Source organism: Klebsiella sp. WP4-W18-ESBL-05 (assembly GCF_014169075.1).
GTDB classification, from domain to species: domain Bacteria; phylum Pseudomonadota; class Gammaproteobacteria; order Enterobacterales; family Enterobacteriaceae; genus Kluyvera; species Kluyvera ascorbata_B.
In genome coordinates this window covers 1,894,692-1,909,788 of record NZ_AP022057.1, presented here as the reverse complement: position 1 = coordinate 1,909,788, position 15,097 = coordinate 1,894,692, and the positions used below count along the sequence as shown (strand labels likewise).

Annotated in this window: 12 protein-coding genes; 4 read left to right on the top strand and 8 right to left on the bottom strand. The window is 57.2% G+C overall.

Features of this window, described 5'->3' with window-relative positions:
• Positions 1 to 7: 7 nt before the first annotated feature.
• The 4 genes from H7R58_RS09135 to yceD form a co-directional block, all read right to left on the bottom strand.
• On the bottom strand, positions 8 to 961 hold the full coding sequence (locus tag H7R58_RS09135) for a beta-ketoacyl-ACP synthase III (protein ID WP_106926335.1): 954 nt from the start codon (positions 959 to 961) through the stop codon (positions 8 to 10).
• 60 nt (positions 962 to 1,021) lie between these two features.
• Positions 1,022 to 2,080, bottom strand: coding sequence for a phosphate acyltransferase PlsX (gene plsX, locus H7R58_RS09130; RefSeq protein ID WP_106926333.1), 1,059 nt, complete (start codon positions 2,078 to 2,080; stop codon positions 1,022 to 1,024).
• Positions 2,081 to 2,159: 79 nt separating this feature from the next.
• Complete coding sequence (gene rpmF, locus H7R58_RS09125) at positions 2,160 to 2,333, bottom strand: 50S ribosomal protein L32 (RefSeq protein WP_003036242.1); 174 nt, start codon at positions 2,331 to 2,333, stop codon at positions 2,160 to 2,162.
• A gap of 16 nt (positions 2,334 to 2,349) precedes the next feature.
• Entirely contained in the window at positions 2,350 to 2,871 is a 522-nt protein-coding gene (gene yceD / locus H7R58_RS09120) for a 23S rRNA accumulation protein YceD (protein WP_106926331.1), read from the bottom strand.
• A gap of 142 nt (positions 2,872 to 3,013) precedes the next feature.
• Here yceD and H7R58_RS09115 point away from each other — a divergent pair, with 142 nt between their 5' ends.
• Together H7R58_RS09115 and H7R58_RS09110 are read left to right on the top strand one after the other, a co-directional pair.
• A complete protein-coding gene (locus H7R58_RS09115; RefSeq protein ID WP_182929097.1) occupies positions 3,014 to 3,598 on the top strand; it encodes a Maf family protein in 585 nt (194 codons plus the stop codon).
• A 168-nt stretch (positions 3,599 to 3,766) separates the two neighbouring features.
• Positions 3,767 to 4,888, top strand: coding sequence for a dienelactone hydrolase family protein (locus H7R58_RS09110; protein WP_413774319.1), 1,122 nt, complete (start codon positions 3,767 to 3,769; stop codon positions 4,886 to 4,888).
• Positions 4,889 to 4,994: 106 nt separating this feature from the next.
• Here H7R58_RS09110 and rluC read toward each other — a convergent pair whose 3' ends face one another.
• Entirely contained in the window at positions 4,995 to 5,957 is a 963-nt protein-coding gene (gene rluC, locus H7R58_RS09105; protein WP_181357987.1) for a 23S rRNA pseudouridine(955/2504/2580) synthase RluC, read from the bottom strand.
• Positions 5,958 to 6,737: 780 nt separating this feature from the next.
• On the opposite strand from rluC, the gene rne reads away from it, so the two are divergent.
• Positions 6,738 to 9,995, top strand: a complete 3,258-nt coding sequence (gene rne, locus H7R58_RS09100; protein WP_182929099.1) for a ribonuclease E — start codon at positions 6,738 to 6,740, stop codon at positions 9,993 to 9,995.
• Positions 9,996 to 10,081: 86 nt separating this feature from the next.
• Here rne and H7R58_RS09095 read toward each other — a convergent pair whose 3' ends face one another.
• The gene (locus tag H7R58_RS09095; protein ID WP_413774307.1) at positions 10,082 to 11,023 is read right to left on the bottom strand and encodes a LysR family transcriptional regulator; all 942 of its coding nucleotides are present in this window, start codon (positions 11,021 to 11,023) and stop codon (positions 10,082 to 10,084) included.
• Positions 11,024 to 11,126: 103 nt separating this feature from the next.
• Here H7R58_RS09095 and H7R58_RS09090 point away from each other — a divergent pair, with 103 nt between their 5' ends.
• Positions 11,127 to 12,341, top strand: a complete 1,215-nt coding sequence (locus H7R58_RS09090; protein ID WP_106926317.1) for an MFS transporter — start codon at positions 11,127 to 11,129, stop codon at positions 12,339 to 12,341.
• Positions 12,342 to 12,426: 85 nt separating this feature from the next.
• Here the strand turns inward: H7R58_RS09090 and flgL are convergent, their stop codons facing one another.
• Together flgL and flgK are read right to left on the bottom strand one after the other, a co-directional pair.
• Positions 12,427 to 13,362: a flagellar hook-associated protein FlgL gene (gene flgL / locus H7R58_RS09085; protein ID WP_106926315.1), complete on the bottom strand. Its 936-nt coding sequence runs from the start codon at positions 13,360 to 13,362 to the stop codon at positions 12,427 to 12,429.
• A 14-nt stretch (positions 13,363 to 13,376) separates the two neighbouring features.
• Positions 13,377 to 15,044, bottom strand: coding sequence for a flagellar hook-associated protein FlgK (gene flgK, locus H7R58_RS09080; protein WP_182929100.1), 1,668 nt, complete (start codon positions 15,042 to 15,044; stop codon positions 13,377 to 13,379).
• Positions 15,045 to 15,097 lie beyond the last annotated feature (53 nt).

The window sequence follows — 15,097 nt, the reverse complement described above, 5'->3', positions numbered from 1 at the left end:
CTTATACTTAGAAACGAACCAGCGCAGAGCCCCAGGTGAAACCACCGCCGAAGGCCTCCAGCAGCACCAGCTGACCGCGCTTAATGCGGCCATCGCGTACGGCTTCATCGAAGGCGCACGGTACGGAAGCCGCCGAGGTGTTACCGTGACGGTCAAGGGTGACGACGACGTTGTCCATGGACATGCCGAGCTTCTTCGCCGTCGCGCTGATAATACGTAAGTTCGCCTGGTGCGGCACCAGCCAGTCCAGTTCAGAACGGTCGAGGTTGTTCGCAGCCAGCGTCTCATCAACGATGTGCGCCAGTTCGGTCACCGCGACTTTAAAGACTTCGTTACCCGCCATCGTCAGATGGATAGAGTTTTCCGGGTTAACGCGATCGGCGTTCGGCAGCGTCAGCAGCTTACCGTAGCTCCCATCGGCGTGCAGATGGGTAGAGATGATGCCCGGCTCTTCGGAAGCGCCCAGCACCACGGCGCCCGCGCCGTCACCGAAGATAATGATCGTGCCGCGATCGGTAGGATCGCAGGTACGAGCCAACGTATCCGCACCCACAACCAACGCGTACTTCACCGCGCCCGTTTTCACGTACAGATCGGCCACGCTCAGTGCATAGGTAAAACCTGCGCACGCGGCGGCAACGTCAAACGCCGGCGCGCCTTTCACGCCCAGCATATCCTGAATCTGGCAGGCAGCGCTTGGGAACGCGTGGGTCGCCGAAGTGGTCGCGACCACAATCAGGCCCAGTTCGCTTGCCTCAATACCCGCCATTTCCAGCGCGCGTTTTGCCGCTTCGTAACCCAGCGTAGACACGTTTTCATCAGGGCCAGCAATACGGCGCTCACGGATACCTGTACGGGTGACAATCCACTCGTCAGACGTATCAACCATTTTTTCCAGATCGGCGTTAGTCCGCACGTGCTCAGGCAGATAGCTGCCGGTACCAATAATCTTCGTATACATGTACGCTCAGTCACTTTTCGCTAATTTAGCCGCTCTGTTTAACGCACGGCGAAGCGGGCCTTACTGCTTGCCCGTTTCCAGCACGTCAAACCCTGCGGGGTATACGGATTCCAGGCGAGCGGCAATTCGCTGAGGAACTTGTCGCTGCACCGCCTGCACTGCCTGTTCAATGGCGATCGCAAAGGCTCGCTGGTTGGCGGCACCATGGCTCTTAATCACCGTGCCGCGCAATCCTAACAGACAGGCGCCATTATACTGGTCGGGGTTGAGGTGACTGAATCGCCTTGTCAGGCTTTTTTGTAACCAACGCTTTAATAAAATCAGCCACCACGCCCGTTTTTTCCCCTCGCTCTGCGATTTCAGCAGCGAAAGGAACATGCGAACCACCCCTTCCATCGTCTTTAAGGTGACGTTTCCTGTAAAGCCGTCGCAAACCAGAACGTCAGTTTTGCCCGTTAACAGCTCATTGGCTTCAAGATAGCCGATATAATTGAGCGAAGAGATTGTTTTTAACATTAATGAGGCGTCACGAATACTATCATGACCCTTAATCTCTTCTTCGCCGATGTTGAGCAAGGCAACGCGCGGGTTAGCAATTCCCAACACTTCCTCGGCCATCACCGACCCCATGACGGCAAACTGCACCAGCATGGTACTGTCGCAATCTACGTTAGCGCCGAGATCCAGCACCACCGTTTTGCCCTTCTGCTGATGCGGCAGTACCGTCACCAGCGCCGGGCGCTCAATCCCTTTAATGGGCTTGAGCAGCAATTTTGCCAACCCCATCAGCGCACCGGTATTTCCAGCGCTGACGCAGGCTTCGGCCCGCCCTTCTTTCACCATCTCCAGCGCCAATCGCATTGAGCTGCCGCGACTGTGGCGGATAGCATGCGATGGCCGCTCATCACTGGCAATAACCGACTGGGCAGGAATAATCTGCAAACGTGAACGTTGTTCAAAGTCAGCTCTGGCAAGTAATGGCGTAATGTCGTCGGGATTGCCGACTAAAAGAAGTGAGAGTTGCGGATTAGAACTCAGTGCCTGCAAAGCTGCAGGCACTGTCACGGAAGGACCAAAATCGCCCCCCATGACATCTAACGCCAGGGTTAGACGTGTCAAGGTATCGTCGCCGCTCGGTTTGGTTTATCCCCGCTTGCGCGGGGAAATCCTCACTAAGCTTCACCACGCTTTCGCGTGATTACTTAGCGATGACCTTACGGCCACGGTAGAAACCGTCGGCAGTGATGTGGTGACGCAGGTGTTGTTCACCAGAAGTTTTGTCTACAGACAGGCTGGTGACTGCGGTCAGAGCGTCATGAGAACGACGCATGCCACGTTTGGAACGGGTTGGTTTATTCTGTTGTACGGCCATGGACCTTACTCCTCAATTACTTTTGCTTTAAGCTGGCTAATACGGCAAATGGATTTGGCTTCTGTGCCTCTTCAGGCAATTCACCAAAGACCATGTCCGCCTCGGACACTTCACAGTGTTCAGAATCATGCACCGGAACTACCGGCAAGGCGAGGATGATTTCATCTTCTACCAACGCCAGCAGGTCGATTTCACCGAATTCGTTAACCTCAATCGGCTCATACGCTTCCGGGAGTGCCTCAACCTGATCGTCATTTTTGACCGGGCTGAAACAATACTTTGTGTAGACATGATGAGTAAACGGTTTCCCGCAACGCTGACATTCCAGCGATACCGTCACCTTCGCATCACCGGTCAAGACCGCGAGGCGTTGGTTATCGATAGCGAAGGACATCTCGCATTCTACATCACTGTCCACACTGACTACGGACGCGGCGACGCGCTCCGCCTGATCGGGGGTATAAATACCCTGGTAATCAAGGCGTTTTTGAGCCGTACGAACCGGATCGAGAGTCAGGGGTAATTTTACCTTTTGCATAGGGCGCGCATATTAACTTTGTAACGTCATAGAGTCAAAGAAAAAGGCAGCCTCAGGTTGCCTTTTGCCAATAATTCGCACACATTGCGGCCTATAGTTTAAAATGTCGGAATCTAATTCGCTACCGTCTATTTGAAAAATTATGCCTGATTTGATCCTTGCCTCCACTTCCCCCTATCGCAAACAGCTGCTAGAGAAGCTTGGCGTGCCCTTCGAATGCGCAGCTCCGGAGGTGGACGAGCTGCCGCTGCCGGGCGAAACGCCACGCAGCCTGGTGCTGCGTCTGGCGCAGCTAAAGGCGCAGGCGCTGGCACAACGCTTCCCGAATCATCTGATTATCGGCTCCGATCAGGTCTGTATGCTGGATGGTGAAATTACCGGCAAACCGCACACGCCGGATAACGCCCGCCTGCAATTACAAAAAGCCAGCGGTAATGTGGTGACATTTTATACCGGGCTGGCGCTGTACAATTCCGCTAACGGACAATTACAGACCGAATGCGAACCGTTCGATGTGCATTTCCGCCATTTAAGCGAACAAGAAATCACCGCCTATATTCGCAAAGAAAACCCGCTCAACTGTGCCGGCAGTTTTAAAAGCGAGGGGTTAGGTATTACGCTTTTTGAACGGCTTGAAGGCCGTGACCCCAATACGCTGGTGGGGCTACCGCTGATTGCGCTGTGCAAAATGCTGCGCCGCGAAAATCATAACCCGCTGTTAGATTAGTCGCTTCCCGGCGTTGTGATCCGGCGTCGGGAAACGCGCGCTATAAACGTGCTTATTTCTTCCACGATCACAGTTTATTTTTTCCTCACCGTTAAAATCCCCTTACCATATTGAAACAATGTTTTAATTTAAGGGGTAATAATGCGTGGCAAACGTAACATATTATTTATGCTGGCAATGCTAACCGCAGTTCAGGCGCACGCCGCTGATGACTGGCAAACACAGGGCGTGGTGGAGGGCAATCTCCCTGCCAGCTGGCAGCAGATGAAAACCAGCATGCAGTACCCTGATTCGTGGCTTTCCGGGCATTTCACTGATTTTAAACGCTGGCAGCAGCACGCCCGGCAGGTATTCCGGCAATCCCTGCTGACGCCGGACGCAACCAAACCTTTCGATGCGCGAAAAATCGCCAGTGAAGACCGCGGCAGCTATACCGCGGAAAAGTTAGCGCTCAATATTACCGACGACAACCGTATCTCCGCGCTCATGCTCACGCCCAAATCGCCCGGCCCGCATCCGGCCATCGTCCTGCTGCACGACCATGGTTCAAAATTCGATATTGGTAAAGAGAAGCTGATTCGCCCCTGGGGCAATCCGCAACAGCTCGCCAGCGCCCAGGCGTGGGCCGATAAGTTCTTTACCGGGCGCTTTATCGGTGATGAACTGGCCAAGCGTGGCTATGTGGTGATCGCCATCGACAGCCCCGGCTGGGGCGATCGTGGCCCGATGGTCTACGAACAGCAGCAGGCGCTGGCCAGTAACTACTTCAATCTTGGCCGTTCGTTAGCCGGGGAAGTCGCCTATGAAGATATGCGTACCGTCGACTTCGTCGCTTCGCTTAAGGGCGTCGACCCTCAGCGTATCGGCGCGCTCGGCTTCTCAATGGGCGGTTTCCGCGCCTGGCAGCTGGCTGCGCTCTCTGAAAACGTCGCCGCCACGGCGGTTATCTCCTGGTTTGGTACCTACGATGGCCTGATGACGCCGGGCAACAACGTGCTGCGCGGCCAGTCGGCGTTTTATATGCTGCATCCGGGGATGCCTGCCAGAATGGATATCCCTGATATCGCCAGCCTCGCCGCGCCGAAACCGATGCTGATTTTCAGCGGCGGGCAGGACAAACTGTTCCCGGCGAACGCCGTCAATGATGCCTTTGCTAAAGCACACCGCGTCTGGTCTTCGCAAAACGCCGACGATAGGCTCGTCACCAAAACCTGGCAAGATTTAGGTCACGTCTTTTACCTGCAACAGCAGGAGGAAGTTTTCCCCTGGCTGGATAAATGGCTGAAGTGAGTGAAAATAAGAGAGGCTAGTAGGCCGGATAAGCGAATCGCCATCCGGCAATCTGGGCGGCATCAGCCGGATGGCGCTTCGCTTATCCGGCCTGCGGCCTTACAGCTTACTGCTGCTTGCTTTGATTACGCAGTACCTGAAGACAACGCTTAAGCTGGTCGTCCATCGGCGCTTCCACGCGCATAACTTCGCCGGTACCCGGGTGGGTAAACTTCAGCGCCGCCGCGTGCAGGAACAGGCGATTCAGGCCGGTGCCCGCCAGCTGTTTATCAAACTCGCGGTCGCCATAGCGGTCATCAAAAGCGATGGGATGGCCGGCATGCAACGTGTGTACGCGAATCTGGTGCGTACGTCCGGTCACCGGGCTACAGCGCACCAGCGTAGCGACCGCATAGCGCTCTTCCACCTTAAAGCGGGTTTCCGACGGTTTGCCTTCCTGACTCACGCGCACAATGCGTTCGCCGCTTTGCAGAATATTTTTCAGCAGCGGCGCCTGCACCGATTTCACGTGCGACTGCCACTGCCCGCGCACCAGCGCCAGATAGTCTTTCTGCATCCCCTTCTCGCGTAGCTGCTCGTGCAGCGAACGCAGCGCCGAGCGCTTCTTCGCCACCAGCAGCACGCCGGAGGTATCGCGGTCGAGACGATGAACCAGCTCAAGGAAGCGGGCTTCCGGGCGCAGGGCGCGCAGCCCTTCAATCACCCCAAAGCTTAAGCCGCTGCCGCCGTGCACTGCGGTACCGGAAGGTTTATTGAGCACCAGGATATGATCGTCTTCATACAGAATCACATCGCTCAGCGCGGCCACCTTTTGCAGATGCGGCGAGACCGCTTCTTCTTCACGCTCGGCGACGCGCACCGGCGGAATACGCACTTCATCGCCGGCTTCCAGCTTGTACTCTGGCTTGATGCGCTTTTTATTCACCCGCACCTCGCCCTTACGCAGGATGCGATAAATCATGCTCTTTGGCACGCCCTTTAACTGGGTGCGCAAAAAGTTATCAATTCGTTGCCCGGCTTCATCAGCGCTAATGGCAATCATTTTTACGGTCGGAGTCTCAGTTTTCATGGTGCGCGATTTTAAATATCCCGGCACATTAGCGCCACTCATTTTTCTATGCTTATATTTATCATTACCCGTTTATTGCTGTTGCTTTTCCCCGCGAGCTGTTTGTTATTAGAACAATCTCAGTGAGCGAGTGAAGAAACTGTGAGTAACCGGGTGATAAAAGGTGAAAGTCATCTTGCTATAACCGGGTTACCAAGGAATAATGAAGCTGTTTTCCGTGTTGAACCTGGAATAACAAGGATAAATGCACAAAATCATTCTAGCGGCATCAAGGCGGCAAGGGAGTGAGCCCGCAGGAGCGTACTTGAGTACGTCACTGAAGCGAACGAACGCAGCCAACGCCGAAGCAGCTTGAACGATGAAGTGTATGACGGAATGACCAGTTTTGTCTGTTCGATCATCCACGCAGCAATGGCGTAAGACGTATTGATCCCTCAGACAGTTAGCGGGCTGCGAGTTGCAGTCCTTACCGGTACATATACTGTACGAATTTTAGATGGCAGAAAGAAAACGCAACGGGAAACATCCGTGCACCCTCTACCTTCTGAAAGATGACGAGTATAAATGGAATCTTCTCTGGAGAGTTATCCCAGGCTGTTCCCCAAATAATTGCGCTGTGTTTCCGTTTGAAACACAGGCTACCGACACTCTGCGCCTCTTAAGCGAGCGACAACCGTGAGGTTGGCGACGTGAATAGTCACGAGGCCATCGGTTTACCCCGGAAAGGCAACACTCTGCTCGCAGCTTAGTCGTCAATGTAAGAATAATGAGTAAGTTACGATGAAAAGAATGTTAATCAACGCAACTCAGCAGGAAGAGTTGCGTGTCGCCCTTGTTGATGGGCAGCGTCTGTACGATCTGGATATTGAAAGCCCAGGGCACGAACAGAAAAAAGCGAACATCTACAAAGGCAAAATTACCCGTATTGAACCGAGCCTCGAAGCCGCATTTGTTGATTACGGCGCCGAACGTCACGGTTTCCTCCCTCTCAAAGAAATCGCTCGCGAATACTTCCCAGCCAACTACAGCTCACACGGTCGTCCAAACATCAAAGATGTGCTGCGTGAAGGCCAGGAAGTTATCGTCCAGATCGATAAAGAAGAACGCGGCAACAAAGGCGCTGCGCTGACGACCTTTATCAGCCTGGCGGGCAGCTATCTGGTACTGATGCCGAACAACCCGCGCGCGGGCGGTATCTCCCGTCGCATTGAAGGTGACGATCGTACCGAACTGAAAGAAGCGCTGTCCAGCCTCGAACTGCCTGACGGCATGGGCTTAATCGTTCGTACCGCAGGCGTTGGCAAATCCGCCGAAGCGCTGCAGTGGGACTTAAGCTTCCGCCTGAAGCACTGGGAAGCCATCCAGAAAGCCGCTGAAAGCCGCCCTGCTCCATTCCTGATTCACCAGGAAAGTAACGTCATCGTTCGCGCCTTCCGCGACTACCTGCGCCAGGACATCGGCGAAATCCTGATCGACAACCCGAAAGTGATGGAAATGGCGCGTCAGCACATTTCTGCGCTGGGCCGTCCAGATTTCAGCAGCAAAATTAAGCTGTACACCGGCGAAATCCCGCTGTTCAGCCATTATCAGATTGAATCGCAGATTGAATCCGCCTTCCAGCGTGAAGTCCGTCTGCCGTCAGGTGGGTCTATCGTTATCGATAGCACCGAAGCGCTGACCGCTATCGACATCAACTCCGCGCGGGCAACCCGCGGCGGCGATATCGAAGAAACCGCCTTCAACACCAACCTTGAAGCGGCCGATGAAATCGCTCGCCAGCTGCGTCTGCGTGACCTCGGCGGCCTGATCGTCATCGACTTTATCGATATGACCCCGGTACGCCACCAGCGCGCGGTCGAAAACCGTCTGCGCGAAGCGGTGCGTCAGGACCGTGCACGTATCCAGATCAGCCACATTTCTCGCTTCGGCCTGCTGGAAATGTCCCGTCAGCGTCTGAGCCCGTCGCTCGGCGAGTCCAGCCATCACGTCTGCCCGCGCTGCTCCGGCACCGGCACCGTGCGTGATAACGAATCGCTGTCGCTCTCCATTCTGCGTCTGATTGAAGAAGAAGCGCTGAAAGAGAACACCAAAGAAGTTCACGCCATCGTCCCGGTGCCGATTGCATCCTATCTGTTGAACGAAAAACGTGCGGCAGTCAGCGCCATTGAATCCCGCCTGGGCGGCGTTCGCTGCATCATTGTTCCGAACGACCAGATGGAAACGCCGCACTACTCCGTACTGCGCGTGCGTAAAGGCGAAGAGACGACCACCCTAAGCTACCTGCTGCCGAAGCTGCATGAAGAAGCCATGGCGCTGCCGGTTGAAGAAGAGTTTGCTGAACGTAAGCTGCCTGAGCAGCCGGCGCTGGCAACCTTCGTCATGCCGGAAGTTCCGCCTGAGGCGACTGCCGAGAAAGCTGCACCGGCCGCCGTACAGCCAAAAGTCGCTGTTGCTGCCGCACCGGGCCTGCTCTCTCGCTTCTTTGCCGCGCTGAAGAGCCTGTTTGCCGGTAGCCCGGAGAAGCCGGTTGAAGCCGTACCGGAGAAGCAGGATGCGAAACCTGAGCGTCAGCAGGAGCGCCGCAAGCCGCGTCAGAACAACCGTCGCGATCGCAACGAACGCAGCGACCGTCGTAACGACCGTAATGATCGTAACGATCGCAGCGAACGTAACGAAAACGCCGAAGCTCGCGAGCCGCGCGAAACCCGTGAAGGTCGCGAAGACAATCGCCGCAACCGCCGCGAGAAGCCACAGCAGACCGAAGCCCGCGAAAATCGCCAGCAGAACGCCGTAGATGACGCCGAGAAAGCGAAGTCACGCGACGAACAGCAGCAGTCCCGCCGCGAACGTAACCGCCGCCGCAATGACGAAAAACGTCAGCAGCCGCAGGAAGCGAAACCGCAGCAGGTGCGTGAAGAATCGGTTGTCGAGTCAGACGCCGCGCAGGAAGAACGCGTACAGACCATGCCGCGTCGTAAGCCGCGTCAGCTGGCGCAGAAAGTGCGTATCGAAACGCCTGAGCAGACCGCAGCCCGCGAGCTGATCGTCGACGATGAACCTCAGCAGGAAGCGCCGCGTACCGCGCTGGCCAAAGTTGACCTGCCAGCCGTTGTCGATGCCCCGGTTCAGGGCGAGCAGGACGAAAGCGCCGAAGGCCGCGATAACAACGGTATGCCACGTCGTTCTCGTCGTTCCCCGCGCCACCTGCGCGTGAGCGGCCAGCGTCGTCGTCGTTACCGTGACGAGCGTTACCCGACCCAATCACCGATGCCGCTGACTGTCGCCTGTGCGTCACCTGAGCTGGCTTCCGGTAAAGTGTGGATCAGCTACCCGATTGCACAGGTGCAAAATCAGGCCGATCTCGAAGCACCGGTTGAGCAAGAAGAAGTCGTGCAGCCGATTGAGATGCAAGCCACCGAGCAGGCTGTCGTTGCTGAAGCCGTCGCGGTAGAAACCGTAACGGAACACGCTGAAACCGTCGTGACTGAACCGGCTGTCATTGTGCAGGAACAGGCAGCGGAAAGCGAAGCCCCTGTCGCCACGGTCGTCGAAGACGCCGTCGTAGCACAGGTGGAAGAAGCCGCCGCGCCGGCAGTCGTCGAAGAGGCAAAAGCCGAAGCAGACGCACCGGTCGTCGAAGCGGCACCGGCTGTTCAGGCTGAGCCGGTCGTTGCCCCTGCGGTTGAAGCTGAACCGGTTGTTGTTGCTGCCCCGGTAGTTGAGGCTCCCGTTGTTGAAGCGCCGGTTGTTGAAGCGCCTGTCGTCGAAACACCGGTCGTCGAAACACCGGTCGTCGCTGAACCTGCCGCCGCCAGCCCGGCGATTGTCGAGCCAGCTCCGGTTGCAAAACCGGTGGCCGCTAACCGCGCCTCTGCACCGATGACCCGCGCACCTGCGCCGGACTACGTGCCGGAAGCGCCGCGTCATAGCGACTGGGTTCGTCCGTCCTTCGACTTCGACGGCAAAGGTTCCGCTGGCGGCCACAGTGCAACGCACACCGCTACCGCAGGCCCTACTCGCCCGCAGTCGGTTGAATAAACCGCGCGCGTGAAATAAAAAATCGGCCCTCCGCGGCCGATTTTTTTTATCCGTCGAGTGGCTGCTAGCGCCAGGCCTGGGGCCTTCTAGTCCTGCTCCGGCAGCCGCATCCCCGCAATCTGCGGCATCACTTCGCGCATCAGGTTCAGAAACGTGCGCAGACGCGCCGGATAATAGCGCGCCCACGGGTAGACCAGATGGACCGGCAGCGGCGCTGCCTGCCATTCCGGCAGCAGTTCCACCAGCGTACCGTTTGCCAGCTCCTCTTCCACCGTCCAGCTTGATACGACCGCCGCCCCAAGCCCCGCCAGCGCCGCGTTCTTTGCCACATACAGGCTGTCGGTGCTCAAACGGGCGGCGATCGCAATATTCTCACTCAGCCCGCGTTCCACATGGTGCAGCACAACCTCATGCTGATAGAACGTACTGATGGCAATCCACGGCAGCGCAGATAGCTGGGAGGGCCCGGCTATCGTCGGATAGTGGGCCAACAGCTGGGGTGAGGCTACGGTACAGCGCGGCACTTCCGCCAGCAGTACCGAAACCGTTGCCGGATCGACCTCAGCGCCAACCCGAATCGCACAGTCAATATTATCGCTAATAAAATCCACCGCCCTGTCGTGCAACATCCACTCCACGGAAAGCTGCGGGTAGCGCGCCAGGAATCCCACCAGCGGCATCAGCAGTTGCTGCTGGCCGAACGCATGCGGGGCACGTACGCGTAGCGTCCCCACCGGCTGTTCCTCGGTAAGCTGCAGCGCGTCCTCCAGCGCCAGCCATGCGTCGACCACCTGCCGCGCGTGCTGGTAAGCGCGTTCGCCGTCGTCAGTCAGCTTCATCGCATGGGTCGAACGCAGCAGCAGCTTCGCCCCCAGCAGCGCTTCCAGCGATTGCAGGCGACGGCTGATGGTCGCCTGCGTGGTTTCCAGCTGTCGCGCCGCCGCCGACAGCGAGCCGGACTCGACGATGCGAATGAAGGTGCGCATCAGCTCGACGCGATCTATACGCTCATTTCTTTTCATAACCATATTACCTATACGCGAAACGTATAACTGTTTTACCACCGCTGCGGCTACCGCACCACCCTGAAGAAGCAGAGAATACGCGGCATACACCGTTGAGGATGACACCATGAAAACCGAACATATCCACACTCAGGCATCCCGCCTGATGATTTTTGTCCTGGCGCTTGGCGCAGGCTTTAGCGTCGCCGCCATCTACTATGCTCAGCCGCTGCTGCCGCTGATGGGGGAAACGTTGAAGCTGAGCGTTGAAGGGATGGGGCTTATCCCGACGCTGACCCAGGCCGGCTACGCGCTGGGCATTTTGTTCCTGTTGCCGCTCGGCGACCGCTACGATCGCCGCACGCTCATTTTGCTTAAAAGCCTGTCGCTGGCAGCGCTGCTGCTTGTTTACAGCCTGACCCAGCAGTTTCACTCGCTGCTGGCGGTCAGCCTGCTCATCGGTATGGCGGCCACCATGGCGCAAGACATCGTTCCGGCGGCGGCCATCCTCGCCCCGGCGGGTAAGCAAGGGAAGATGGTCGGCACGGTCATGACCGGCCTGCTGCTAGGGATCCTGCTGTCGCGTACCGTCAGCGGCGTGGTGGGTGAGCTGTTCGGCTGGCGCGTGATGTATCAGGCTGCCGCCGTCAGTATTGCGCTGATTGGCGCGCTGCTGTGGCGCGTGCTGCCGCACTTTACCGCCCACTCCGAGCTGCGCTACCCGGCGCTGATGATGTCGATGGCGCACCTGTGGCGTCGTTATCCCACGCTGCGCCGCGCCGCGATGGCGCAGGGCTTTCTGTCCATCGCCTTTAGTGCTTTCTGGTCAACGCTGGCGGTGATGCTGGCCGAACGTTACCACATGGGTAGCGCGGTCGCCGGGGGTTTTGGTATCGCCGGGGCGGCGGGCGCGCTGGCCGCCCCGCTGGCAGGTGGTTTAGCCGATAAAGTAGGCGCGGAAAAGGTTACCCAGTTGGGTGCTCTGCTGGTCAGCATTTCGTTTGCCCTGATGTTCCTGCTGCCTGCCCTGCCGCCGATGGCCCAGCTGGCGCTGATTGCCATCTCCGCCATCGGCTTTGACCTGGGTCTGCAATCAAGCCTGGTGGCGCACCAGAATCTGGTCTATAGCCTGGAACCTCAGGCGCGCGGTCGCCTGAATGCGCTGCTGTTTACCGGCGTGTTTATCGGCATGTCCGTGGGCTCCGTGCTGGGCACGCAGGTGTATTCACTGGCGGGCTGGGAAGGCGTGGTGGCGTTAGCGACGGTCGCAGGCCTGGTGGCGCTGGCTATTCGCGTGAGTGAAACCTACCGTCTGCGCCAGACGGCGCTTAACGCGCGATAAAACAGGAAAAAAAGCCCGCGACGGGGTAGTGACGCGGGCGACAAAAACATATCCAGTTTCCAGACATGTTCAAAACTGCATGTTGTTATTTATTCAGTTGGAACAGTGACATGCCCTGCATATCGGTAAAGGCTTTATAGGCCGCCTGCAGCGCCGTTTGCTGCATGGTGTAGTTGGAAATCGTCGAGTTCCAGTCCACATCCACCAGGTTGCTCATCTGCTGCGTTTGCGCCAGCGCACGATCATCGCCCAGGGAATCCAGCTTATCCAGCTCATTGAGCTGGGTGCCCAGTTCGGCGCGAACGGTCAGCACGTTATTCAACGCATTGCTCAGGCTGCGGTTAGTTTTATCAATCGCCGCCGATGCCGTCGCCTGGGCGGTTTCATCGTCAGCGACCGGGATTTTCAGCTGAGCAATGGCCGTATCGAGCGCGGTAAAAATGTTTTTATCCGCATCCGGCTTGGCATTGCTGGTCGCATTATCAAAAATCAGATTGCCCGTATGCCCGATAACCATGGTCCGCGACGAATCCACCTGCTGCTCAACGTTGATATTGCCGCCGACGTAGGTGCCATCATCGCTAAACGGTGGCGTATCCGTTTTATAGCCCGCAAAAATGTAACGCCCATTACCGTCCTGGCTGTTGGCCAGGTTCATTAACTGGTCGCGGATCCCTTGCAGGTCGGTTGCCAGCGAAGCGCGGTCATCGTCGCTCAGCGTGCCGTTACCGGCATAAACGATCTTCTCCTGCGCCGACTGAATCGCAGTGGTCACCTGCGACAACGTGCTTTCTTCAATCGATACGCGCTGGGTGGCAAAGGTTCGCGCGGTAGCGTACTGGCTGTTCTGCGCCTGGGCCTGTGACAGCACCACCGCCTGCGACGCGGCGACCGGGTCATCTGAGGCACGGTTAACCCGCTTGCCGGTAGACATCTGTTCGCCGTACTTTAACCATTCAGACTGAGAGTCCGTGATGCCTCTCATATTCTGCTGGTACATCATGATGGTACTCACGCGCATGGCTGCCCCCTTCCTTAGCGGATATTAATTAATGCATCGAACAGCGTGCTGGCGGTTTGCAGCACCTGCGCATTGGCCAGATAGTACTGCTGAAACAGCTGCAGGTTACCGTACTCTTCGTCGAGGTTAACCCCGGAGATAGACTGCTGCTGATTGCTCAGCTGGGTCACCACGTTCGCCTGAGTGGTACTGCTGCTCTTCAGCGTCGCCGTTTGGGTACCGATATTACTGACCAGCGCGGCGTAGGCATCGTTAAAGGTCTTCGATCCGCCGACTACCTTGCTGTTTTGCAGATCCAGCAGCTTCTGTCCGTTACGGTTATCGCTTTCACCCACGCTCGTGCCAGTGGTGGTATCCGCCAGCCCCATCGCAATCTGCGATTCACTGCTGATGGCCACCTTCATATTCACAATGGTGTCGCTGACCGGTTTAACGGTAAAGCTGTCGCCGGTGTTGGCAGCGCCCTTGGTGCTGTCAACTTTGACCGACAGACCATCAAACACCAGAGTCTGCGCGTCGCTGGTCGGGTCCAGCGTCACGCTCGTGTTGTTGGACAGACGAGTCACTTCCCAGCCGGAATCGGTTTTGGTAATACGATAATCGGTCGCCAGCACCGCCGATGAACTGGTCATCGTCGCCGTCAGCTCGGCTTTACCGCTGTTTTTACCGTTAGCCACTACCGATGGATCGCCGAAGTCGAAGAAATCGACGTTGGTGTTGCCATCGGCATCAATCCCGCCGCGATGCACCTGGTTAAACGCGTCGGCAAAGGCCAGCGCCATCTGGTTCAGGCTATTACGGGTCTGGTCCAGGTCCTGTGAACGGAAGGTCAGCAGGCCGCCCAGCGAACCGGTGGTCAGCAGTTTTTCCGGGATTTCCACGTTGCCGGCTACATTATCCACATACGCTACGGTCGTGCGCGACGCGTCTGCGCTGCTCGGTACCGCGGCAAGCTGGTTTGACTTCGTCCCCGCCACCAGCGTATAGCCGTTGGCCATGGTGATGTTGTAGGTGCTGCCGTCCTGCACGCTGACTTCCACGCCCACCAGCTTGTTCAGATCGCTCACCAGCTGATCGCGCTGGTCCAGCAGGTCGTTCGGTGACGCTCCGGCGCCCACGCCGGTCAGGCGCGAGATCTTGTCGTTGAGGCTGGCGATCTGTGAGGTGTAGTTGTTGATCTGATCAACGCTCGAGGCAATCGACAGGTTAACCTGCTTGTCCTGATCGCGCAGATACTGATCCGTCACCTTAAACTGGTTCACGACGCCGTCGGCCTTGCCGAGCACGGTCTGGCGCGCCGCCGGATCTTCGGCGTTGCTGACCAGCGTTTGCAGGCTGCTGAAGAAATCCTGCAGCGTTGTCGACAGGTTGTTGGTTGAGCTGGAGAGCATATTGTCAATTTTCGACACCTGCTCATAGCGGGTGGTTAAACCGCTGCTCTGGCTCTGCGCCGAGCGCAGCTGGTTGGTAATGAAGGCATTATATTCACGCTGCACGCCAGAGACGTACACACCGTTGCCCACCCAACCGCCGGCACCCAGCGTACTGTTGGCAGAGGCCAGCACCGTTGTCTGACGCGTGTAGCCGGCGACGTTATAGCTTGCGATGTTGTTACTGGTGGTATTCAGCGCCGACTGCGCGGCGCTGAGCCCGCTCATCGCGCTGTTAATTAAACTGGACATGAACGCTCCTTCTTAAGACCATGGTATTACTTATCGGTTGGCGGACGGCAAAC